Origin of the sequence: Streptomyces sp. NBC_01446 (assembly GCF_026340095.1) — a bacterium.
Lineage (GTDB): Bacteria > Actinomycetota > Actinomycetes > Streptomycetales > Streptomycetaceae > Streptomyces > Streptomyces aureus.
The window spans coordinates 1,101,767-1,124,055 of sequence record NZ_JAPEPO010000002.1; the positions used below are offsets into that span (position 1 = coordinate 1,101,767).

General features: G+C 71.1%; 22 protein-coding genes and 1 pseudogene. 13 read left to right on the plus strand and 10 right to left on the minus strand.

The features are described 5' to 3' along the window. Nucleotides 1-123: 123 nt before the first annotated feature. Nucleotides 124-1,785, minus strand: a complete 1,662-nt coding sequence (locus OG456_RS42770; protein WP_266570477.1) for an ABC-F family ATP-binding cassette domain-containing protein — start codon at nucleotides 1,783-1,785, stop codon at nucleotides 124-126. A gap of 441 nt (nucleotides 1,786-2,226) precedes the next feature. On the opposite strand from OG456_RS42770, the gene OG456_RS42775 reads away from it, so the two are divergent. Together OG456_RS42775 and OG456_RS42780 are read left to right on the plus strand one after the other, a co-directional pair. Beyond that, nucleotides 2,227-2,418 (plus strand): hypothetical protein, encoded by a 192-nt coding sequence (locus tag OG456_RS42775; protein ID WP_266570478.1) that lies wholly within the window; start codon nucleotides 2,227-2,229, stop codon nucleotides 2,416-2,418. A 118-nt stretch (nucleotides 2,419-2,536) separates the two neighbouring features. After that, nucleotides 2,537-3,343 (plus strand): alpha/beta fold hydrolase, encoded by an 807-nt coding sequence (locus tag OG456_RS42780; protein ID WP_266570479.1) that lies wholly within the window; start codon nucleotides 2,537-2,539, stop codon nucleotides 3,341-3,343. Nucleotides 3,344-3,355: 12 nt separating this feature from the next. Here the strand turns inward: OG456_RS42780 and OG456_RS42785 are convergent, their stop codons facing one another. Beyond that, on the minus strand, nucleotides 3,356-4,087 hold the full coding sequence (locus tag OG456_RS42785; RefSeq protein ID WP_266570480.1) for a class I SAM-dependent methyltransferase: 732 nt from the start codon (nucleotides 4,085-4,087) through the stop codon (nucleotides 3,356-3,358). Nucleotides 4,088-4,247: 160 nt separating this feature from the next. Between OG456_RS42785 and OG456_RS42790 the strand changes: the two genes are divergently transcribed. Then, complete coding sequence (locus OG456_RS42790) at nucleotides 4,248-5,015, plus strand: sulfite exporter TauE/SafE family protein (RefSeq protein WP_266570481.1); 768 nt, start codon at nucleotides 4,248-4,250, stop codon at nucleotides 5,013-5,015. Nucleotides 5,016-5,024: 9 nt separating this feature from the next. Here the strand turns inward: OG456_RS42790 and OG456_RS42795 are convergent, their stop codons facing one another. Beyond that, nucleotides 5,025-5,846 (minus strand): VOC family protein, encoded by an 822-nt coding sequence (locus OG456_RS42795; RefSeq protein ID WP_266570482.1) that lies wholly within the window; start codon nucleotides 5,844-5,846, stop codon nucleotides 5,025-5,027. A gap of 250 nt (nucleotides 5,847-6,096) precedes the next feature. Between OG456_RS42795 and OG456_RS42800 the strand changes: the two genes are divergently transcribed. Further along, nucleotides 6,097-7,164 (plus strand): methyltransferase domain-containing protein, encoded by a 1,068-nt coding sequence (locus tag OG456_RS42800; protein ID WP_266570483.1) that lies wholly within the window; start codon nucleotides 6,097-6,099, stop codon nucleotides 7,162-7,164. 18 nt (nucleotides 7,165-7,182) lie between these two features. Here OG456_RS42800 and OG456_RS42805 read toward each other — a convergent pair whose 3' ends face one another. The 3 genes from OG456_RS42805 to OG456_RS42815 form a co-directional block, all read right to left on the minus strand. Beyond that, nucleotides 7,183-7,830, minus strand: a complete 648-nt coding sequence (locus OG456_RS42805; protein WP_266570484.1) for a dihydrofolate reductase family protein — start codon at nucleotides 7,828-7,830, stop codon at nucleotides 7,183-7,185. A 140-nt stretch (nucleotides 7,831-7,970) separates the two neighbouring features. Beyond that, entirely contained in the window at nucleotides 7,971-8,954 is a 984-nt protein-coding gene (locus OG456_RS42810) for an alpha/beta fold hydrolase (protein WP_266570485.1), read from the minus strand. A gap of 157 nt (nucleotides 8,955-9,111) precedes the next feature. After that, nucleotides 9,112-9,939 carry an N-formylglutamate amidohydrolase gene (locus OG456_RS42815; protein WP_266570486.1) on the minus strand — a complete coding sequence of 276 codons (828 nt, stop codon included), beginning with the start codon at nucleotides 9,937-9,939 and terminating at the stop codon, nucleotides 9,112-9,114. 178 nt (nucleotides 9,940-10,117) lie between these two features. Here OG456_RS42815 and OG456_RS42820 point away from each other — a divergent pair, with 178 nt between their 5' ends. The 5 genes from OG456_RS42820 to OG456_RS42840 are packed head-to-tail and all read left to right on the plus strand — an operon-like array spanning nucleotide 10,118 to nucleotide 15,387. Then, complete coding sequence (locus OG456_RS42820; protein WP_266570487.1) at nucleotides 10,118-12,130, plus strand: CocE/NonD family hydrolase; 2,013 nt, start codon at nucleotides 10,118-10,120, stop codon at nucleotides 12,128-12,130. 2 nt (nucleotides 12,131-12,132) lie between these two features. Next, complete coding sequence (locus tag OG456_RS42825) at nucleotides 12,133-13,029, plus strand: glycine betaine ABC transporter substrate-binding protein (protein WP_266570488.1); 897 nt, start codon at nucleotides 12,133-12,135, stop codon at nucleotides 13,027-13,029. After that, on the plus strand, nucleotides 13,026-14,000 hold the full coding sequence (locus tag OG456_RS42830) for an ABC transporter ATP-binding protein (protein ID WP_266570489.1): 975 nt from the start codon (nucleotides 13,026-13,028) through the stop codon (nucleotides 13,998-14,000). Before OG456_RS42825 ends, OG456_RS42830 begins: the two co-directional genes overlap by 4 nt. Continuing rightward, nucleotides 13,997-14,731: an ABC transporter permease gene (locus OG456_RS42835; RefSeq protein WP_266570490.1), complete on the plus strand. Its 735-nt coding sequence runs from the start codon at nucleotides 13,997-13,999 to the stop codon at nucleotides 14,729-14,731. The genes OG456_RS42830 and OG456_RS42835 overlap by 4 nt, the downstream gene beginning before the upstream one ends. Then, complete coding sequence (locus OG456_RS42840; protein WP_266570491.1) at nucleotides 14,731-15,387, plus strand: ABC transporter permease; 657 nt, start codon at nucleotides 14,731-14,733, stop codon at nucleotides 15,385-15,387. Before OG456_RS42835 ends, OG456_RS42840 begins: the two co-directional genes overlap by 1 nt. 55 nt (nucleotides 15,388-15,442) lie before the next feature. On the opposite strand, the gene OG456_RS42845 is transcribed toward OG456_RS42840, so the two are convergent. Further along, the gene (locus tag OG456_RS42845) at nucleotides 15,443-16,048 is read right to left on the minus strand and encodes a TIGR03086 family metal-binding protein (protein ID WP_266570492.1); all 606 of its coding nucleotides are present in this window, start codon (nucleotides 16,046-16,048) and stop codon (nucleotides 15,443-15,445) included. 54 nt (nucleotides 16,049-16,102) lie between these two features. On the opposite strand from OG456_RS42845, the gene OG456_RS42850 reads away from it, so the two are divergent. Then, nucleotides 16,103-16,537: a MarR family winged helix-turn-helix transcriptional regulator gene (locus OG456_RS42850; RefSeq protein WP_266570779.1), complete on the plus strand. Its 435-nt coding sequence runs from the start codon at nucleotides 16,103-16,105 to the stop codon at nucleotides 16,535-16,537. Here the strand turns inward: OG456_RS42850 and OG456_RS42855 are convergent. After that, nucleotides 16,534-18,048, minus strand: a complete 1,515-nt coding sequence (locus tag OG456_RS42855) for an alpha/beta fold hydrolase (RefSeq protein ID WP_266570493.1) — start codon at nucleotides 18,046-18,048, stop codon at nucleotides 16,534-16,536. The two genes, OG456_RS42850 and OG456_RS42855, sit on opposite strands and share 4 nt — an antisense overlap. Nucleotides 18,049-18,159: 111 nt before the next feature. Here OG456_RS42855 and OG456_RS42860 point away from each other — a divergent pair, with 111 nt between their 5' ends. After that, the gene (locus OG456_RS42860) at nucleotides 18,160-19,074 is read left to right on the plus strand and encodes a MerR family transcriptional regulator (protein WP_266570780.1); all 915 of its coding nucleotides are present in this window, start codon (nucleotides 18,160-18,162) and stop codon (nucleotides 19,072-19,074) included. A 39-nt stretch (nucleotides 19,075-19,113) separates the two neighbouring features. Here OG456_RS42860 and OG456_RS42865 read toward each other — a convergent pair. After that, nucleotides 19,114-19,315, minus strand: a pseudogene (locus tag OG456_RS42865) (transposase); the annotation flags it as partial. A 26-nt stretch (nucleotides 19,316-19,341) separates the two neighbouring features. Between OG456_RS42865 and OG456_RS42870 the strand changes: the two are divergent. Both OG456_RS42870 and OG456_RS42875 read left to right on the plus strand, forming a co-directional pair. Beyond that, nucleotides 19,342-20,661, plus strand: a complete 1,320-nt coding sequence (locus OG456_RS42870) for a transposase (RefSeq protein ID WP_266570494.1) — start codon at nucleotides 19,342-19,344, stop codon at nucleotides 20,659-20,661. A 59-nt stretch (nucleotides 20,662-20,720) separates the two neighbouring features. Next, nucleotides 20,721-21,626, plus strand: a complete 906-nt coding sequence (locus tag OG456_RS42875; RefSeq protein WP_266570495.1) for an aminoglycoside phosphotransferase family protein — start codon at nucleotides 20,721-20,723, stop codon at nucleotides 21,624-21,626. Nucleotides 21,627-21,654: 28 nt separating this feature from the next. On the opposite strand, the gene OG456_RS42880 is transcribed toward OG456_RS42875, so the two are convergent. Continuing rightward, nucleotides 21,655-22,200 (minus strand): HAD domain-containing protein, encoded by a 546-nt coding sequence (locus tag OG456_RS42880; protein WP_266570496.1) that lies wholly within the window; start codon nucleotides 22,198-22,200, stop codon nucleotides 21,655-21,657. Between the last annotated feature and the right edge of the window lie 89 nt (nucleotides 22,201-22,289).

A 22,289-nucleotide genomic window follows, 5' to 3' on the forward strand; every position in this document is an offset into this window, starting at 1 on the left:
GGAAAGGGGTGCACCTCAGAACTGCAGTGAACGCTCTCGTCAACTACACCGACGTTAAGCCTGGCCGTGCGGCCCCGCCAATCGATCAACGATCCCGGGACCGCTCCGACCACGCTCCTCGTTTCACCCGGCCTCGGGCGCTTCCAGCAGGTCGCGCACCTCCTCCGCCGTCGTCTCCTGAAGGTCCTCGCCGAGCAGCAGCCAGCGGGTGATGCCGATCGACTCGAGGAAGGGCAGGTCGTGGCTGGCGATCAGGAGGGCGCCCTCGTACGACTCCAGTGCGCTCGTCAACTGCCGCACGCTGGCCATGTCCAGGCTGTTGGTCGGCTCGTCGAGCATCAGGAGCTGCGGGGCCGGTGCGGCGAGCATCGTCGCCGCCAGTGTCGCGCGGAAGCGTTCGCCGCCGGAGAGAGTGCCGGCCGGCTGCTCCGCGCGGGCGCCCTTGAACAGGAACCGCGCGAGCTGGGAGCGGATGTGGTTGTCGGCGACGCCCGGGGCCATGCGGGCCACGTTCGCCGCGACGCTCAGCTCCTCGTCCAGTACGTCGAGGCGCTGCGGCAGGAACCGTAGCGGTACGAACGTCTTCGCCTGGCCGCAGAGCGGTTCGAGCTCACCGGTGAGGGTGCGCAGGAGCGTGGTCTTTCCGGCTCCGTTGCGGCCCACCAGCGCGATGCGTTCGGGGCCGTGGATGTGGAGGCTGCCGTCGCGCAACTTGCCGTGCGGGAGGCTCAGTTCGTCGATGCTGAGGACGGTACGGCCCGTGGGTACGGCGGTGTGGGGCAGGCTCACGCGGATCTCGGCGTCGTTGCGGATCGCCTCCGCGGCCTCCTCGCGCCGCTCGTGCGCGTCGCTGAGCCGGTCCTCGTGCAGCCCGCGCAGTTTGTCGCCGGACTCCTGCGCGGACCTCTTCTTCTCCCCGGCGACGATTCTCGGGGCCTTGCGCTGGGCGTCCATCTTCTTGCTGTGCCGGGCGCGGCGGGCCACCTTGATCTGGGTTTCCTCCAGTTCGCGTTTCTGCCGGCGCACGTCGGCCTCGGCGGCCCGCAGCATCCGCCCGGCCGCCTCCTGCTGGGTGGCGAGCGCCTCCTCGTAAGCGGACCAGCCGCCGCCGTACCAGTTCACGGAGCCGGAGCGCAGTTCGGCGATGCGGTCGACCCGTTCGAGGAGTTCGCGGTCGTGGCTGACCACCAGGAGGACGCCGGAACGCCAGGAGTCGACGGCCTCGTAGAGCCTGCGGCGCGCGAAGACGTCCAGGTTGTTGGTCGGCTCGTCCAGCAGGAGTACGTCGGGGCGCTCCAGGAGCAGGGCGGCCAGGCGCAGGAGGGTGGTCTCTCCGCCGGACAACTGGCCTACGGTGCGGTCGAGTTCGACGTCCGCGAGGCCGAGTGAGCCGAGTGTCGCGAGGGCCCGCTCCTCGACGTCCCAGTCGTCGCCGACCGTGTCGAAGTGCTCCTCGCTCACGTCACCGTTCTCGATGGCGCGCAGCGCTGCGCGCCGCTCCGCGATACCGAGGGCCTGGTCGACGCGCAGCGCGGTGTCGAGGGTGATGTTCTGCGGAAGGTAGGCGAGGCTGCCGCCGACGGTCACCGAGCCCTGGGAGGGGGCGAGTTGACCGGCGAGCAGGCGCAGCAGGGTGGACTTGCCGGTGCCGTTCGTGCCGACGAGTCCGGTGCGGCCCCGGCCGATGGCGAGGGAGAGCCCGTCGAGGACGGGGGTGCCGTCCTGCCACTGGAAGGACAGGGCGGAGCAGGTCAGGGATGCGCTGGGCGCGGTGGGTGTCGCCATGGTGTATCTCGCATTCGCAGGCGCGGTGGGAAAGGACTACGTATGCGAGCACCACGCGACGACCGAACCGGGAAGGCGGAAATCCGAGAACCCGGAAAGGGAGGGTGCGGCTGTCCGAGAGATCATCGGGGACGGCTCATGCACCGAGGTCGCATCCACGCGGGGTCACGGGCGGCACCGAACGGCCGCTACGGCGTGACGGGCGTACGGCGGCGAATGCCGTACGGCGCGGTGATCGCGATCCTCAGATGCGCAACGTCCACCTCAATCGGAGACAACAGAGACGCCAAAAACCTTAACGACCGGGTGATCAGAAGGCAAGAGTCCCAGGTCACGAGCCCGATCCCGCCCGACATGCACCCTCTGCGGCAGCGTGCAAGTCTGGGAGTGGGCCGGCCTGTCGTCGGGCACTCCGGCGCATTCCGGCCAGGAGGAACGATCATGAGCAAGAAACAGAGCCGCCAGAACCGCGGCGCCCGGTCGGGTGGCCACGGCCATGACCACAGCTCCACCGCCGAGAAGCGGGCTACGCCGGAGCCGACGACGAAGGCGACCGACCCGTCCGAGGAGCCCGCACGCCGGATCTCGGAGCACCACTCGCACAAGCAGCCGCGGAAGTTCGGCCACAACTGACGCGCGGGCCGGCTGACCATACCGTCACACGCTGCGACGCGGGGTCACGGCCCCGCGTCTGTCAGTCGTGCCCCGCCCGCCGCCCGGACGGTCAGGATCGCGGCCCTAGAGTGCCGCCATGAGCCGCATCATTTCGAACGGTGCCACGATCCACTTCGACGACCTGGGCCCGGCGGACGGCATGCCCGTCGTCCTGATCCACGGCCACCCCTTCAACCGCAGCATGTGGCGCCCCCAGTCCGCCGCGCTCAGCGCCGCCGGATACCGTCTCATCACCCCTGACCTGCGCGGTTACGGAGCCAGCGACACGGTCGCGGGTACCACCTCGTTCCCCGCCTTCGCGGACGACATCGCCGTCCTCCTCGACCACCTGGGGCTCGACCGCGCGGTGATCGGCGGTGTGTCCATGGGCGGCCAGATCGCCATGGAGTTCCAGCGCAGCCACCCACGGCGCGTGCGTGCGCTGGTCCTCGCCGACACCTCGCCCGTGGCCGAGACCGAGGAGGGCAAGACCTTCCGCAACCGCCTCGCCGACCGGCTCCTCGGGGAGGGCATGGACGGTTACGCGGGTGAGGTCATCGACAAGATGCTGGCCGCCTACAACGTCACCGCGATGCCCGAAGTGGCTGCGCACGTCAAGGAGATGATGCGGACCACCGACCCGGCGGGCGCCGCGGCGGCGCTGCGCGGGCGTGCCGAACGCGCCGACTACCGCGCGACGTTGGCGGCCACGACCGCTCCCACCCTCGTCGTGGTGGGCGCGGACGACGTGTACACCCCGCCCGAGGACGCCCAGGGCATCCAGCGCCTGGTCCCGCACGCGACCCTCACCGTCGTCGACCACGCGGGACACCTGCCGAACATGGAACAGCCCGAGGCCTTCAACACCGCACTGGTCGGCTTCCTCAACTCCCTGACTCTTTGACTACCTGGCGGATCAGGGGTCCTGCCGGAAGAGGGCCGTCCAGAGGAAGGGTTCGCCGAAGCTCGGCGATTCCGGCGCCTCGTCGCGCATGCGGCGCTGTTCGACCTCGGTCAGGCCGGAGAAGATCCAGCGCAAGGACTCCGGCGTGTACGCGAGTCCGCCGTGCAGGCCGGACCCGCGGTAGAGGTCGGCGTCGGCCACCTCCGAGCCCATCGCGCCGGCCGCGAAGCAGGTGAGGGCGAGTTGGCCGCCGGGGGCGAGGGTGCGGTCGAGGAGGTCGAGATAGCTGATCCGGCGGTGCGGCGGCAGATGATGGAAGCAGCCGGAGTCGTAGATCAGGTCGTACGGGCCGCGGAGTTCGGCGTCGGCCAGGGCGAAGGCGTCGCCGCAGTGGAAGCTGACGGCGGCGCCCGCTTCCACCGCCCGTTCCTCGGCCCAGGCGACGGCCTCCGGTGACAGGTCGACCGCGTCCACCTCGAAACCCTGCGCAGCGAGGTGGATCGCGTTGCGCCCGGGCCCGCAGCCGAGGTCGAGTGCCCGGCCCGGGGTGATGAGCCCGCGCCGGAGGTAGGACACGAGGTTCTCGTCGGGCTTGTCCGCGAAGAACGGCACGGGCCTGGTGCGATCCGCGTAGAAGCCGTCCCACCAGGTGGCCGCGCCGCCGGTCCAGCGGTCGGCCTCCGGTGCGAACAGCCCGTCCAGGAGCGTGAGTACGTCGTCGACACTGCGTATGTTCCGGTCCATCCGGCTCCCCTTTCCTGTCCGGCGATCCTAGTTTCGCGAGGCCCCTTGGGAGAGTTCGGCGCCCCTGGCTCCGGCCGTCGCGGACACTTCGACACGCGCCGAACTGTCCGCGGCCTAGCGTCTGCGGCATGCGAGACGAATCGGTGAGGGGCGAGGCGCGGTGACGGTGTGGGAGATGGTCGCTGTCTGTGCCGCCGGGGTGGGTGCCGGGGCCATCAACACCGCCGTGGGCTCAGGGACGCTGATCACGTTCCCCGTTCTGCTCGCCACCGGTCTGCCGCCCGTCACCGCCACGGTGTCGAACGCGCTCGGTCTGATCCCGGGATCCATCAGCGGCGCCATCGGCTACCGCGCCGAACTCGGCGGGCAGCGGCGGCGCATCCTGAAGCTGGGCGCCGGTGCCGTGCTCGGCGGGTTCGCGGGCGCCACCCTTCTGCTCACCCTTCCGGCGGCGGCATTCGAGACGATCGTGCCGGTCCTCGTCGGCCTCGCCGTCGTCCTGGTCGCGTTCCAGCCGCTGATCAGCGGCCGAGTACGGCGACGGCGCGAGCGGTCCGGCGCCCGCCCGCGCGGCGACGCGGGACCGCTCCTGTTCACCTCTCTCACGCTCGCCAGCGTCTACGGCGGCTACTTCGCCGCCGCTCAGGGAATCCTCTACGTGGCGCTGATGGGCATGCTTCTGGACGAGCCGCTGCAACGCCTGAACGCCGTCAAGAACGTCCTGGTCGCCCTGGTCAACGCCGTCGCCGCCCTCTTCTTCCTCTTCGTCGCCGACTTCGACTGGACGGCCGTACTGCTCATCGCGGCCGGTTCCGCAGTCGGAGGTCAGGTCGGCGCCAAGGCAGGCCGGCGCCTCAGCCCCGGCGTCCTGCGCGCCCTCGTCGTGACGGTGGGGACGTTCGCCGTCGTCCAGCTGCTGCTCCGGTGACCGAGTCGCTCACCCCGCCAAGGGGCCCCCACCGGGTTCGAACACCGTGAACTGCGCACCCTGGGCGTCCCGCACGGTGGCCCAGTGTCCGGCCTCGTCCGCCCACTCGCCCGTCACGGTGCCGTCGCGCTTGAGCGCCGCGCGGGTGCACTCCGCGACGTCGTCCACCGTGAACCGGACCTCCCAGTGCGGCCGGACGTCGGGATCGGGGGCCGCCTCGACGGCGCCGGAGGTGATCCGGGCCATGGCCAGGCCGCCGCAGACCAGGACGACCTCCTCGTTCTCGTAGCGGACGTCGCAGCCGCCGGGCCGGGTCCAGCCCAGGACCTCGCCGTAGAAGATGGCGGCGTCGAAGGCGTTCCTGGTCACGAGCCGGAGCCCGACCTGTGCATCCTGGTGCCATCCGCTCCAGTCCCGTACGAGGTGACCGGACCAGATCCCGAAGGCGGCGCCGCTGCTGTCGGCGAGCAGTGCGGCGCGGCCCAGGGGGAAGGGGATCGGGCCCACGCCGACGGTGCCGCCGCGTTCGCGCACCCGGCTCGCGGTCTCGTCCGGGTCGGCGACGCCGAAGTACGGCAGCCAGGCCGCGGCCACGGCGAGGGTGGGCGCCATCGCGCCGATGCCCGCCACCGGTCTGCCGTCCGACATCGCGACGGCGAACCCGTCACCGAGGCGGCCCGGGCGGAATTCCCAGCCGAGCACGGCCTCGTAGAACGCTCTGGTGGCGGCCAGGTCGTGCGCCGCGAGGCTCACCCAGCAAGGGGCCCCGAGCACGGCGCCGCTCGGCGGGCCGTCCTCGTCACCGGCCTCGGTGGCCAGTCTGTCGGTCATCGTGCACCATCCCTGAATCACGGCCTGCGCCCATTGCAGCAAGAACGGCCTCGTGCGGCCATCGCCCAGTGGGGCGACACGCACCTGGCCGGGAGCCACTGGGGCGAGAGGCCTGAAGCCGGGGGCCCCTCGGAACGCCCAGCGTAGAATCAGGATAAAAGGTGCCGAACGGGCACGCTGTGGGTGGTGCCGCGTCGGCGTCGTGGGCTCGGGGAGGGTCGTGCCGCGGTCCCGCCGGAAGGAGTCCACGATGACGACCGGGCAGGCAGTCGATTCCGGGCGGAAAGAAGAGTTCGCCGGACGCATGGTCCAGGTGGTCAATGACGCGTGTCTGGGCTATCTGTGCAGCCTCGGCCATCGGACGGGGCTCTTCGACACGATGGCACCTCTTCCGCCGTCGACCAGCGTCCAGATCGCCAAGGCCGCGGATCTCGACGAGCGGTACGTACGGGAGTGGCTCGGCGGTCTGACCGTCGCCGGTGTCGTCGAATACCGGCCGGCCGACGGCACGTACTGGCTCCCGCCCGAGCACGCCGCCTCTCTCACCCGGGCAGCGGGGCCGGAGAACATGGCCTCGCTCCTTCAGGATCTCGCACTCCTCGGCATTGTCGAGGACGAGGTCCTCGACGCGTTCCGCAAGGGCGGCGGCGTCCCCTACTCCTCGTATCCGCGGTTCCAGGAGCTCCAGGCCGAGGAGACGGGGCGCGTGTACGACGTGGCCCTGGTCGACGCGATCGTTCCGCTGGCGCCGGGCCTGCCGGAGCGGCTGCGCGCCGGAATCGACGCGCTGGACATCGGGACCGGGCAGGGCCACGCGGTGAATCTGCTGGCCCAGGCGTTCCCCGCCAGCCGGTTCCACGGCATCGACATCTCCGAGACAGGCATCGCGGCCGCACGCGCCGAGGCGGAGCGGCTCGGCCTCGACAACGTCCGGTTCGACGTGGTCGACACCGCCGATCTCAGCGGTACGTACGACCTCATCACGGCGTTCGACGTGATCCACGACCTGGCCCGCCCGGCGCGCACCCTGGACGCGGTGGCCGCCGCGCTGCGCGACGACGGCGTATTCCTCATGGGCGACATCTCCGCCTCCAGCAAGCTGGAGGAGAACATCGACCACCCCCTCGGCCCCACCCTGTACACCTTCTCGGTCTTCTACTGCATGACCGTGTCGCTGGGCGAGGGCGGTGCGGGGCTCGGCACGGTGTGGGGGCGGCAGCGGGCACTGCAGATGCTCGCCGACGCCGGGTTCGGTGACATCGACGTGGAGCAGGTCGAGGGCGACATCCTCAACGTGTACTACGTGGCCCGTAAGTGACCACCGCCGGTTGCCGGGTCATTCGCCGGCCTGGGAGCGGCGGACGAGACGCGCGTGCGTGGCCGCCGGGGAGCTGACGAGTTCCACGACCTCGTAGCCGGCGACGCCTTCGCCGAGGTTGTCGAGCAACCGCTCGCCCTTGCCGACGAGGAGCGGCACGATGGCCAGGTGCAGTTCGTCGACGAGGCCGGCGCGCAGGTACTGCTGGATCGTGGCCGGGCCCCCGCCGATGCGCACGTCCTTGCCGTTTGCCGCCTCGTACGCCCTGGCGAGGACCGCCTCGACGGGCTCGTCGGTGAAGTGGAAGTCCGTTCCGCCCTTCATCGACACCGACGGACGCGTGTGGTGCGTGTGCACGAACACCGGGTGGTGGAACGGCGGGTTGTCGCCCCACCAGCCGGTCCACGCCTCGTTCTCCCACGGTCCGCGACAGGGGCCGAACATGTTGCGGCCCATGATCGTGGCGCCGATGTTGTCCTCGCTGCGCGCGACGAAGTCGACGTCGGTGCCCTGCTTGCCGTCGGCGTGGTCCTTCATCGCGGCGAACATCCAGTCATGCAGGCTGTCGTCGATCCCGTCGCCGAAGGGCGCGTCCATGCGCTGGTCGGTACCGGCGGCGAACCCGTCGAGCGAGACAGTGACGTTGTGTACGCGGAGCTTCGGCATGACGTCTCCTTCGTGGTGACGGTAGCGGGGCTGTTCCCGCTCTCACCCTTGCGTCGAACGGAGCGGGGCCGGATCGACAGCCCCTCCCGATGTTCTTGCAGGAATCCCGTCACCGCAGCGCGCACCTGGCACGGGCCGCCTCAGGCGTCGGGGAGACCGGCCAGCCACTCGATGAGGATGCGGTTGACGTCTTCGCCGCGCTCCTGCTGGATCCAGTGGCCGCAGCCGTCGAGGAGGTGCGACGAGCGCAGGCCCGGCAGGGTGGTCGGGTAGGCAGCAATGGCGTCGGACAGCCACGTGGTGGACGCGTCCAGGGCGCCGCCGATGAACAGGGACGGCTGGGTGACGGGGGCGCCTCCATGGGCCGCGAGGTCCTCCCAGTCCCGGTCCATGTTCCGGTAGCGGTTGAGCGCTCCGGTCAGCCCCGTACGTTCGAACTCCTCGGCGTACACGTCGAGTTCGATCTCGTCGAGCCAGGCGGGGAGCCGGCCGGCGGGGAAGCGGTCGCGCATCCTTCCGCCCCGGGGGACGAAGTGCGGGTCGGGTGCGCCGGGCGCGGGCATCGTGTCGGCCGACAGCGCGGCGAAGATGCCCGCGAGCCAGCCGCGCACGTCCGGCTCGATCTCCGCCTCCGCCCTGCCGGGCTCCTGGAAGTACGAGACGTAGAGCTCCTCGTCCCCTCCCATGCCCGCGAAGACGTCGCTGGGCCGCGGCCCGCCGGGCGGGGTGTAGGGGACGCTCAGCAGCGCGACCGCGCGGAAGACGTCCGGCCTGAGCAGCGCCGAGTCGGCGGCGATGGTCGCGCCCCAGTCGTGCCCGACGAGCACCGCGGAGCGCTCACCCAGGGCCTGCACGAGGGCGACGTTGTCGTCCACCAGGTCGAGCATTCCGTACGCGGCCGGGTCGGCGGGCTTCGAGGAGCGGCCGTAGCCGCGGACGTCCAGGGCGACGGCCCGGTATCCGGCCGCCGCGAGCGCCGGCAGCTGGCGGCGCCACGAGTACGAGGTCTCGGGGAACCCGTGCACGAGCAGGACCAGCGGACCGGTGCCCTGCTCCACGAGGTGGATCCGGCCCGCGGGCCCGTCGACGAGTCGGTGTGTGGGTTCCGCGGCGTGCTGCGACATGCGACCTCCGGTGGACACCGTGCCGCCCCGCCGGGTGCAACTGGCGGTGGCGGCCCTGACGCCGATCATGCAACGGGCCGTCGCGCGGCACCGAGCCTTCTTGCCGCTTCGGCAAAGAATCCGCTCGGCCGGGGCGGTCCGTTCCGGTGCGTTCGGCTCAGTCGCCCGCGCCGCCGATCATGTCCACCAGTTCCGCCAGCGCGGCGGCCGCCTTCGGCAGGCCCGGCGCGGGCGTCACCGGTTCGTCCAGGTAGACGTCCCGTCGGAGTTCGATCATGAGAGCGCTGACCCGCGGATCCTTGCCGTAGTGCCGCAACGGCACGTACGTCCCGGCGAACGGCGTGTCGAGGGCGATGCCCCCGAGCCCCTCGAAGGCGGCGCGCGCCTGTGCCAGCAACGCGTCGGGCGTGTGGAAAGGGTCGGTGCCCAGGCACACGGGCGGGCGCGGATCTGCGCCGTGGAGCTCGTAGGGCAGGGCCCGGCTGGGGTACGAGTGCACATCGACGATCACCGCGCGCCCGGCGGCGACGAGCCGGTCCCCGACGGCGTCCGTCATCGCGGCGGCGTAGGGGTGGAAGTAGGTGTCGAGGAGCTCGGTCCCGTCGGCGGGAGGTTCGGGCCTGAGGAGTCGGCGGTATGTGGTGCGGGTGTACACCGCGCCCATGCCGACCGCGCTCATCTCCTCTCGTTCGTCGGGAAAGCGTTCGGGGTCCACGACGAGGCGGGACAGGTCGTTGACGAATCGCCAGGGCGTCACCGCCGCGTCACGTGCGGCGAGTTCGGCGATGTCCTGCGTGCGAGCGTCCGTGATCAGGTCCAACTCGCGTTCCAGGGAAGCGTCGTCGAGCACGATGCCCTTCCGCACGTGCGGCGGCACGACACGCGAGCCGTGCGGCACGTGGAGGAGGACGGGCGATGCCGCGCTCCCCGGAATCAGCCTGTACGACGGCCGGGTGTCCTGTACGGAACTGTCCGTGGTGTCCATGTCCCCACTCTCCCCCGCCTGATCCCAACTGGTGAAACACGGGGTTACGGCACCCGGGCGCCACGGGTAGGGTGCCCAGTCATCCACTACTGAACGGCCGTTGAGTAGTGGTGGACGGGACCCTGCCGTTCCGCCCGGACCTACGCATGTGACCTTCGTTCGCGAGGAGTTCTTCACCTTGCCCGACGCACCGTCGAATCTGCTGCGCCACCTCTGGATCCCTCTGGCGGACGGCACACGGCTCGCCGCCCGCGTGTGGCTGCCCGCCGCCGGGAGCCACCCCGCCCCCGCGGTCCTCGAGTACATCCCGTACCGCAAGAACGACGCGACCGCGGCACGCGACAACAGCCTCCACGCCCGCTTCGCCGAGGCCGGCTACGCCGCCGTCCGCGTCGACCTGCGCGGCAGCGGCGACTCGGACGGACTGATGCTCGACGAGTACGCGCGGCAGGAACTGGCCGACGGCGTCGAGGTGATCGATTGGCTGGCGCGGCAGCCGTGGTGCGACGGGAACGTCGGCATGATCGGCAAGTCCTGGGGCGGCTTCAACGGCCTCCAGATCGCCGCGCTGCGCCCGCCCGCGCTCAAGGCGGTCGTCACGGTCTGCTCGACGGACGACCGGTATGCGGACGACGTCCACTACACCGGCGGCTCACTGATCGCCTCCGAGATGCTGCCGTGGGCGTCGACCATGCTGGCCTACAACGCCCGCCCCGCCGATCCGGCCGTCGTCGGCGACGGCTGGCGCGAGCAGTGGCTGCGGCGGATGGCGGACACCCCCGTGTACGTGGAGGAGTGGCTGCGGCACCAGGCGCGCGACGCGTACTGGAAGCACGGGTCCGTGTGCGAGGACTTCGGCGCGATCCAGGCTCCGGTGCTTGCCGTCGGCGGCTGGCACGACCCGTACTGCGGGGCCGTACTGCGGCTGCTCGAAGGGCTCGAAGTGCCGGTGCGGGGACTGGTGGGGCCGTGGGCCCACACCTATCCGCACCAGGCCGAGCCCGGTCCCGCCATCGACTTCCACGCCGAGGTCGTGCGCTGGTTCGACCAGTTCTTGCGCGAGCGGGACAGCGGCGCCCTGGACGATCCGGCGCTGCGGGTGTGGATGCCCGAGTGGGCGGCGCCCGGCAGCGACCGCGATGTGCGGCCGGGGCGCTGGGTCGCCGAGGAGAGCTGGCCGTCGCCCCGGATCGAGCGGCGCGCGTACGCCCTGGCCGGCGAGTCGGCGGGGACGGCCGCCGGGAGCGATCCGCTGCGCGAGCGTGCCGCGCACCTCGACAGCACTCGGATGATCGGCATCGCGGGTGGCAGCTGGCTCCAATTCGGCGACGCGGCAGGTCAGTTCGGGGCGCAGGGCGGTGACGACGGTCTCTCGCACACGTTCACGACCGTGCCCCTCGACGAGAGCGCGGAGATCCTCGGCGTGCCGACCGTGACCCTTCGGGTCAGCGCCGACGGCCCGGACGCGCAGCTCGCCGTACGCCTCAACGACGTCGCGCCCGACGGCAGTTCGCGTCTCGTCACGCGCGGTCTGCTCAACCTCACCCATCGCGACGGCCACGAGGATCCGCAGGCTCTTGAGCCGGGGCGCGCCTACGACGTGACCGTGCCGCTGGTGGCGACCGCGCACTCCTTCGCGCCCGGTCACCGCATCCGCGTCGCGGTCTCGGCCTCGTACTGGCCCCTGGCCTGGCCCTCGCCGCGGCCCGTCACGGTCACCCTCCACCCGGCGCCGTCCGCCGCGCTGCACCTGCCCGTACGCCCGGCGAGCGCCGACGACGCGAAGCTGCGCCCGTACGGGGTGCCCCTGCCGGATCTGCCCGCGCCGCTGCGCCAGTCCCCCGGGGTCACCGGGCGCCGCGTCGAGCACGATCCGGTGAGCGGCACGACCGTCGTCACCCTCCGCGTCGACGACGGCGAGTTCACCGACCTCGCGGACGGGTCCTGGCGGCGCGCCGACAGCGTCGACCGCTTCACGCTCACCGAAGGTGATCCGCACTCCGCGCTCGTCCGGTGCGAACGCACCGAGGAGGGCGGGCGCGGCGGCTGGAGCTGGAAGGTCGTGACGGTCAGTCACATGCGCGCCGACGCTGAGGCGTTCACTGTCACCAATACCATCACCGCCTACGAGGGGGACGACCGCGTGCACCACCGCACCACCGATGCCGTGATACCTCGCCGGGGAGTGTGAGCATGCGCCGCCGCACCCTGCTCACCGGCTCCCTCGCCGTCGCGGCCGCCGCCGGGGTGAGCACGGCGGCCGGCTCCGTCGCGGGCACCGGCCCCGTGATCACCGTCGGCTCGAAGCAGTTCACCGAGTCGTGGGTGATGGGCGAGCTGTACGCGCAGATCCTCACGGCCCGTGGCTTCCAGGTCGTCCTCAAGTCGAACATCGGCAGCGCCGACATCATCGACCGAGCGCTGCGCAGCCACCAGATCGACCTCTATCCCGAGTACACGGGCGTCATCCTCCAGACGTTCGCGATGCCGAAGCGGATGCCGGTCACGGCGCACGGAACGTATGAGGCGGCGAAGCGGTTCGAGGAGGGGCGCGGTCTCACCCTGCTGAGACCCACCCCGTTCCAGAACCGCAACGCCGTCGCCGTGCGCACCTCCGACGCCCGCAAGTACGGGCTGCGGACCGTCGGCGATCTGCGCCGGATGGGGCGGATCTCGTACGCCGAGTACCCCGACAACATCACGGGCCCGCTCGGTTACGACGCCATCGTCAAGGCGTACCGGCTCTCCGCCATGAAGGTCAGGCCGCTCAACATCGGCCTGCAGTACCCGGCGCTCAAGAACGGTGACGTGGACGCCGCCGACGTCTTCACCACCGACCCCCAGCTGCGGCGCTACGACTTCACCGTCCTGGAGGACGACCAGGCGATCTTCGGCTTCCAGAACGTGTCGCCGGTGGTGCGGCGCTCGCTCGTCGAGCGGTACGGCAGCCGGCTCACCGAGCCGCTCGACGCGGTGAACGCGCTGCTCACCGAGAAGGCCATGCAGGCGCTGAACGAGGCCGCCGCCATGATGCGGCTGAGCCCGGCGAAGGTCGCCGACCGATTCCTGCGCGCCAACGACCTGAAATGACCGAGGAGTCCACGATCATGCAGAGCGCTGCCGACATCGTCTTCGACGCGGCCACCAAGACCTACGCGGGCTCCGCCGAACCCGCCGTGGACGCACTGTCCCTGACCGTCCCGGCCGGGGAGATCTGCGTCCTGCTCGGGGCGTCCGGCTGCGGCAAGACGACCGCGCTCACCCTCGTCAACCGGCTCACCGAGCTGACGTCCGGCGACATCCGCATCGACGGGCGCAGCATCCGCGACCAGGACGTCATCGAACTGCGCCGCTCCATCGGCTACGTCATCCAGCAGGCGGGGCTCTTCCCGCACATGACGATCGAGGAGAACATCGCGACGGTCCCGCAGGTCCTCGGCTGGAAGCGGTCACGGACCGCCGACCGCGTCCGCGAGCTGCTCGAACTGGTCGGCCTTCCCCACAAGGAGTACGCGGACCGCTATCCCGCCCAGCTGTCCGGCGGGCAGCGCCAACGCGTCGGCATCGCACGGGCGTTGGCAGCGGACCCGCCGATCATGCTGATGGACGAGCCGTTCGGTGCGCTGGACCCGGTGACGCGCGAGCACATGCAGGACGAGTTCCTGCGGCTGCACGAACAGGTCCGCAAGACCACGCTGTTCGTGAGTCACGACATCGACGAGGCCGTCCGCATGGGCGACCGCGTCGCGATCCTCGCCCAGGGCGGAAGGCTCCTCCAGTACGACTCCCCCGAACGCATCCTGCGCGCGCCCGCCGACGACTACGTGGCGCGTTTCGTCGGCACGGACCGCGGCCTCAAGGCGCTCACGTTGCGCAGCCTCGGCGAGCTGAAGCTCGACCCGGCGACCGGCGACGACGAGGCGTCGCTCCGCACCGGCGACACCCTGCGGACCGCGCTGTCGGCGCTGCTCGCGGGAGGCGCCGAGCGGCTGCCGGTCGCGGACGAGTCGGGGAAGACCGTCGGCAGCGTCACCGTGGACCTCATCAGGGAGGCGGCGTGAGCTCCGCCCTGCTCGCGGCGACCGGCCCGCGGCCGGTGATCCCCGACTTCGGAACGGTCAGTTCCTGCGTGCGCGACAACGGCCTGTTCTGCGTCGACTGGTTCACCGCCAACTTCTCCAGCATGTTCGGGCCCGCGCTCGTCCAGCATGTACGGCTCACGGTGATCGCGGTCGGTGTCGGCTTCCTCATCGCGTTTCCGCTGGCGCTGCTCGCGCACTTCCGGCGCCGTCTGGTGAAGCCTCTCGGCGGTCTGACCTCGTTCCTCTACACGATCCCGCCGATGGCCCTGTTCACGCTGCTCGTCCCGGTGTTCGGCCTCTCCGTCCTCACCGCGGAGATCGCGCTGGTGTCGTACACGCTGATGGTGCTGTTCAAGTCGTCGCTGACGGGCCTCGGTGAGGTGCCGGAGGAGGTGCGCCGGGCGGGCGAGGGCATGGGGCTCACGCGGCGCGAGATCCTCTGGCGCATCGAACTTCCGCTGGCTCTGCCCGCGGTGATCAGCGGGCTGCGCGTGGCGACGGTGACCACGATCAGCGTGGTGGAGGTCGCCGCGTTCATCATCGACCAGGGGCTCGGCTCGCCGATCATCCAGGGCCTTCAGTCGCCGTTCAACACGCAGTTCATCGGGGCCGGGCTGCTGGCCGTCGCGCTCGCGCTGGCGGCGGACGGACTGATCGTGCTGGTGGGACGGCTGCTCACGCCGTGGGCCCGGACGCGGAGGACCGTCTGATGCACACCTTCTTCGCCAGTTTCTCGTTCATGACCGACCACTTCGGGCTCCTGGCCGACCGCACGGTGGACCATCTGAAACTGTCGGCCGCCGCCGTCGCGGTGGCCCTCGTCCTCGCCCTCCCGCTCGGCGTGTGGCTCGGCCACCGCGGCAAGGGTTCCTTCCTCACCGTCAGCATCTCCAACATCGGCCGTGCGCTGCCCTCGCTGGCGCTCATCGCGATCTTCCTCGGGCTGCTGGGCATCGGTTTCGTCAATGTACTGACGGCACTGGTGGTGATGGCGGTCCCACCGGTGCTCACACACGCGTACCTCTCGGTGGAGCAGGTGGACCCGGATCTGGTGCGCGCCGGACGCGGCATGGGCCTGACGGAGTGGCAGATCCTCACCCGCATCGAACTGCCCCTGGCCCTGCCGGTGCTCTTCACCGGCATCAGGATCGCGGCGGTGTACGTCATCTCCAGCGCGACCCTGGCCGCGGTCGCCGGCGGCGGCGGACTGGGCGACATCATCCTGAACCAGGTGTCGTACGGCTTGTCGGGGGTGATCGCCGCCGCTCTGTGGGTGGCGTTCCTGGCGCTGGCCGCGGACGCCCTGTTCGGAGCGCTCCGCAAGCGGCTCACCCCGCGCGGGGTCCTCGCGGGACGGAGCGCGTGACCGGCACACCGCTGTCGGGCCGAACACTCCGTATTACGGCGGTGCGAACGTGTCCCTAGGCGGGGGCCGGCTGCCATGCCGGTGAGCGGCCCAGGATCGCGACGATCTCGTCCAGCCGGGACCCGCCGTCGGCCGTGACCGCCGGCGCGAAGGCCGCACGGGGGCCGCGGCGCGCCTCCCCTGCGGGCACCGCTCGCGCCACGGTGAGTGCCACGTCGAGGAGTTCGGGGTCGAACGTCACCGTGTGCCCCAGCGTCCGCGCCACGTCCCAGGAGTGCACGACGTAGTCGATGAAGTGGAAGCTGACGGCCTGTGCTCCCGGGAAGGGTCCGCCGTCGCGGATCTCCGGGAGGGGGAACGCCCGCTCCGTCACCCCGTCGACGGCGAAGGCCTCCAGGACGTGCTGGGCGGCCTCGCGGTACGTCACCACGGGGTCGTCTCCGAGGGGGCGCGGCCGCCACAGGGCGATGTCCTTCTCTCCGCGCGAGGCCGCGGCGAATCCGTGGTGCTGCGCGGTCATGTGGCCGAGCAGCTCACGCAGCGTCCAGCCGGCGCACGGTGTCGGCCTGGCCAGGTCCCCGGCCGTCGCCCGCGCCACCACGTCGACGCTCGCACGCACCGCTTCCGCGTCGAGCGCGACCAGATCCTTATTCGTAGGCATACGCTTATCATCTGCCCGCACCTATGACATGTCAACGTCTATCATCGGCGCGTGATGGCCAAGAACGGCGGACGCCGCGACCTCGCCGCGATGCTGCAGCCCCTGGTGCGGTCCCTCATCGCCGCCGAGCTGCCGGTGCTCGCGTCGCACGGGATCTCGATGTGGGGATACGTCGTCCTCAGCGCCCTGGACGACGGCCCCGTCCGAACCCAGGCCGCGCTCGCGACGGCGATCGGCGCCGACAAGACCCGGATCATCTCCACACTGGACACGCTGCAGGAGTCCGGTCTGATCTCCCGCACCCCGGACCCGCACGACCGCCGAGTCCGGCTCCTCTCCATCACCGACGACGGGCGACGCGTGCGCAGGTCCGCGCAGGCCGACATCCACGCACACGAGGACCGCCTCCTGGCCCGGCTCCCCGCGGCCGACCGCCGGGTCTTCCTCGACGCGGTCCACACCCTCACCCCGGATACGGACACGCCCTAGTCGGTCCCTGCTCCCAGGTGTCCGAGCACCGAGCGCATCGCCCGTCGCACCGCGTCGCGTGACGCGTCGGTGGGGTCGGTCGTCTCGAAACCGTGGTGGCCGAGCGGCACGTCGATCACCTCGAGGGCGGCGCCGCAGTCCGCGGCCGCGGACACGAACTCCTCGACCGTCACCGCGATTTCAGGGCGTTCGAGACCCACCCGCGTCAGCACGATCGGCAGCCGCCCCGCACCACGAACCGCCGCCGCCGGGCGGAACCGGCTGTCGGCGAGCCCCCAGCCCGGCAGCGGCGCGAGAATCGGGTACGAGGCCGCCACGCACCGCAGCCAGGACGGCGGCGCAGCGAGCCAGTCGGCCGCAAGGAGCCCGCCGGCGGAGACGAACCACAGCGCGACTCGCTCGCCGTCCACCCGCGGATCGGCCCGTACGAGCTCGATCGCCTCGGCGATGTCGTCGGCGGCCCGCCCGTACGCGGTCAGCTCGTGGAGCCGGTGGTCCACGGTCACACCGACGGCTCCCAGGTTCGCCACGTACTGCCCATAGCCCACGAAGGTCGGCCAGTCGCGCGGTGTCGGACGGGCACCGGCCGGCACCGGTCCGCCGTGGACGAACACCACAGCCGGCCGGGGACCGTCGGCGTCGGGCAGATGCAGGTCGACGCGACCGGTCCGCTCCCGAGGCCGCTCCTTGACGTCCATGAGGAACGGCCGGAGATGCGTGGGCCGCTCACGCACGGCGGCCACCCGGTGCCCCTTCCCCGCCGCGGCCCGGAGCAGGACGTCCACGAGCTCACGCGGAGCGGAGAGCATCGGCCAGTGCCCGGTGTCGAGTTCGAGGAAGCTGACACCCGGGTCGGCGAGCGCCCGGAACGCGGGATCACCCAAGCCCACCATGGTCTCGACCACGGCGATGCTCGACCCGTTGGCCGTGCACAGGACGCCGGTCGTCGGCAGCTCGGCGACCGCGCCCGACAGCCGCAGCGGCTGGGTGAGCGTGGGCAGGGGCTGGGGAACGGCCTGTTCGGTCAGCCGTGCCAGCACCTCACCCGGGACGCCGGCGACGCTGCCCCAGCGCTGCCACTCCTCCACCGCCGGCGCGGGCAGCGTGCCGGCGCTGTTCTCCTGGGCCAGGCTCAGCACGCGCTCGCGGTCCGTCCGGGCGGGCAGCAACTTGAGGGCCGGGTCGCCGTCCTCGGGGATGCCGACATCTACGTTGACGATCCTGGAGATCCGCCCGGGGCGCCGGTCCGCGGCACCGCGCACCGGGTGGATGCCGTAGCAGTGGCCGACGAGGACCACGTCCTGCCCCTCCACCCGGTCGATCAGCCGGACCAGGTCCTCGATGTGCGTCTCCAGGTCCACGCCCGGCACCGCCGCACCAGCACCGCCGCCGTCCATGCCGGTGAGCGTCACTTCGTACGCCCGCGCCCCCGAGTCCCGCAGCCCGGCGGCCACTTGACGCCATACCCAACCGCCTGTGTGGGCCCCCGCCACCAGAATGAATGCCGTCATGCCCGTCTCCTCCCAAGCCGTGGTCCGCGGACCGGCCGCACCGGCCGTCCGCGCTCGCCGGTACCGTAGGAACTCCCCCTGAGGGAGGTTCAAGCCGTGCCCGCCGACAGCATGTGGTCCATCGGGGAGCTCGCCGAGCGCGCGGGCGTCACTGTCAAGACGGTCCGCTTCTACTCGGACCGCGGTCTGCTGCCCGAAGGCCCCCGCAGTACGGGCGGCCATCGCCGGTACGGGCCCGAGGCGCTCGACCGGCTCCGCGTCATCCGCTCCCTGCGCGCCCTCGGCCTGCCGGTGCCGGACGTGCGCCGGGTCCTGGGCGGGGAGGACGGGCTGGACGGCGCTCTTGAGGACGTCGTCGCGGGTCAGTTGCGGGACATCGGCTCCCAACTGGCCGCGCTGCGCTGGCGGGAGGCCGCGCTGCAGCTGCTCCAGGACTGCACGCCTGCCGAGCGCGCCGAGCGGCTGCTGCTCGTCGGCGCGATGTCCGCCCCGCCCAGCACGGCCGCACCGGCCCGCTTCTGGCGCCGGTGGCTGCCGCTCCGCATGCCCGCGCGCGTCGTCTCCGCCGTCCTCGACCAGGCCGTCCCGCAGCCTCCGGCGGAACCGACTCCGGCCCACGTCCTGACCTTCGCCCGGCTGCACGCCTTCACCTCGCGTTCCTGCGAGGGTGGCGACCGCGGCCAGCCGGCGGCACATCGTACGGAAAACGGGTTCCGCCCCGGGGTGCTCTACGAGGGGCTCAGCGAGGCCTACGCCCTGGCGTCACCTCACCTGTGCGACCAGCGGTCACCCCGGGAGGGAGAGGCGCTGGACTGCTTCGTCTCCGCCTACGCCGCCTCACGGGGCGTACGCGACACCCCCGCGTTCCGCCGTGCGCTCAGCGGGGTGCTGGCCGCGGATCCGCGGATCGACCACTACTGGCAGCTCGTCGCCGAGCTGACCGGTCCTTCGCGGCCGACGCCGGGGGCCGCCCACGACTGGCTCTGCGCCGCGCTCGACGCCCAGGTCGGGCGTCGGGCCGCGTGAGGCCGACGCCGGTTAATCGCTGGGCCGGCGGCCTGCCTGCTCGCCGTTGAACTGCTTGAGTTCGGCCTCGAAGTCCCTGCAGACCTCGCGCATGATCTCCTCAGTGCGCGTCAGCAGGGCATCGGTGAATGCCTTGCGCCGGTACTTGGTGACAAAAAACCAAGTGGACGTGCAGGTGGTGAACGACGTGGCGCCCGATGCGCATATCAGGATGAGGGTTCAGATTCCATCGTGGTGACATAGGCCAACCGTCGTAGAGTGATCGTGATGAGGGAACTTGGCTGGGAGAAGCGGCAGTTCGGGCACCGTGCCCGGCTGGCGCTGACGCCTGCACAGGCCCGGCTCATCGACGACCAGGCGCACGCGGCCCGCACCATGTGGAACTGCCTGCACGACTGGTGGACGATGCTCCCCAAGGACAAGCGTGCCCGGGCCGCCGCTGATGCGGCGATCCGCCAGGCCCGCAAGGAGATCGACTGGCTCCGAGTGCTCCCGGCTCAGGCCGCGCAGGCGGTGCTGAAGACGTACTTCCAGGCGTGGCGGAACTGCTGGGACCATCGTGCGGACGCACCGAACTTCAAGGCCCGTTTGCGCACCGTCATGTCTGTCGACATCCCGCAGGGCCGCGATCTCCAGATCACCCGTGTGCACCGCCGTTGGGGCATGGTCAACATTCCCAAGGTCGGTCGTGTCCGCTTCCGCTGGACCAAGGTTCTCCCGGTCGGCAAGCTCGCGAACAGGGAGAATCGGATCACCGGGGCGCGGTTGGTCAAAGACGGACTCGGATGGCACATCGCCTTCCGCGTCCAGACTCTGGAATCAAAGCCTGAGCCGCACACCGGCCCTGAGATCGGCATCGACGCCGGGGTCAATCTTCCCCTTGCCCTGTCCGATGGCAACCATCAGGATCACGGACGAGGCGCCCGGCTCCCGGATGGCACCGCCGACCGGGACAAGTGGCTGAACCCGGATGAAAAGGCCAAGCTGCTCCGCCTGGAACAACGGGCCGCGCACCGCAAGTCCTTCCGCAAGCCGAAGGAGCGCAGCTCCCACCGGCTGAACCGCACCTACGACCAGATCAAGCAGCTCCGCGCAAAAGCCACGCGCCGCGCTGTTGACTGGCAGCACAAGACCACCACCGGTATCGCCCAGCAGTACGGCACGGTCGTGGCCGAACAGCTCAACATCGAGAACATGGTCAAGTCGGCCAAGGGCACCATCGAGGAACCCGGGACAAACGTCGCGCAGAAGTCCGGCCTGAACCGCTCCATCAGCCAGGAGGCATGGGGCCGCACCGTGACCATGCTGACGTACAAGACCGCCCGCCACGGCGGCACCCTGCACAGGGTTCCCGCCCCGAACACTTCCCTGCGCTGCTCCGCATGCGGCTTCCTCACGCCCGGCAGCCGGGAAGGCCAAGCCACGTTCGTGTGCAAGAACCCAGACTGTGGCTGGTCCGGCAACGCCGACTGGAACGCGGCCCGGAACATCCTGCACCTGTACCGGATCGGCCTCGTGGCGATCCCGGCTGCCGGGAGGGCAGTCGTCAGGCGCACCCGTAGCGCCAAGCCCGCCACCGCAAGGTAGGCGGGAATCTCCTTCCCGAGCTTGCGAAGGGAGGAGAGCACTTCAAGCGAAAGGCTTCCATGTGTGCTCGTAAGTTGCGGCCCGAAGAGGCGGACATCGACGCCTCGTTGGTGCGTCGGCTCGTCGACGCGCAGTTCCCTGAGTGGGCCGGGCTGCCGCTCACCGAGGTCATCTCGGCGGGCACGTCCAACGCCATGTACCGCCTCGGCGAGGACATGGCCGTGCGGCTCCCCCGCCTTGCGGGCTCCGCGCAGGACGTGGACAAGGAGCACCGTTGGCTTCCCCTGCTCGCCACAGCACTCCCCTTTGCCATCCCCACGCCACTTGGCAAGGGAACTCCCGGCGAGGGCTACCCGTGGCCGTGGTCCGTCTACCGTTGGCTCGACGGCGCCAACCCCGCCCCGGGCCGTATCTCCGAACCGGCCATGCTGGCAAAGGACTTGGCGGAGTTCGTCACCGTACTCCGGCGGGCCGACGCCACCGGCGGGCCCGCTTCCTATCGCAGCGAGCCGCTGGCGGAGCGGGACGAAGTGACGCGTTCGGCGATCCATGAGCTGCGGGCGGAGCTGGACGGGGACGCGGCGACCGCCGTCTGGGAGTCGGCCCTGCGGGCGCACGGGTGGGCCGGGCCCGCCGTGTGGATCCACGCGGATCTGCAGCCCGGGAACGTGCTCGTCGCGGACGGACGGCTCAGCGCCGTCATCGACTTCGGGTGTCTCGGCCTGGGCGACCCGGCGGTCGACCTCATCGCGGCCTGGTACCTGCTGCCCGCCGGTTCGCGCGAGGTCTTCCGGACCGGCTCGGGCGCGGACGACGACGCCTGGGCGCGGGGCCGCGGCTGGGCCCTGTCGGTCGCCCTCCTGGAGCTCCGGCACTACCGGGAGAGCAACCCGGTGATGGCCTCCATCGCCCGCCATGTGATCGCGGAACTACTCCTCACCGACGGCACGGCGGCGGCGGTCTGACGATCCGTCCTGCCGGCACCGCCCCGGGTCAGCACGCAGCCGCGCGCAACCACTCGTCCAGGACGACGAAGTCCGCTTCGGTGAGGCCCTGTAGAGGGTCTACGCGATGCAGCAGGGCACGTTCCGCGTGATGCGTGAGGACCCAGGCGCGGTCGAAGTCGGTGATCTCGTCGTCGACCCATGCGAAGGGACGGCCTTTCGCCTGGCCGACCAGGGCGCGGGTCTTCCAGTGGAGTCCGCGGGCCCCGTGCCACTCCTCGCGCACGTCCCGCACCGTCGGATCCGGCCAGTCCACGACCGGCAACGGCGGCAGTCCGAGCCGCGGGGCGACGCAGTCGTTGGCGTCGTCCATCCAGGTCGTCGCCCAGACGAGCTCGCACGGGAGCGCCGCGAGCCGGGGCCCGTACTCGGGGTTGATCCTGGCCAGCAGGGGGTTCAGGTCCGCGCCCAGCGGGTCGAGGCATCCCGGCCGGCGCAGAGGATACGTCGGGTAGCGGTCAGGCGGGCCACCGAACGGAATCAGCGGCCCGTCGACGTCGAGGAAGAGCAGCGGAAGGTGCACGGATCCGGTCACTTCGGCACAGTAGCGACTCGGGGACCAGGCCCCCTCCCGCGCCGCCGACGTGACGGGCATGACGGGGGAACACGGGGCCTGCGGCGGGA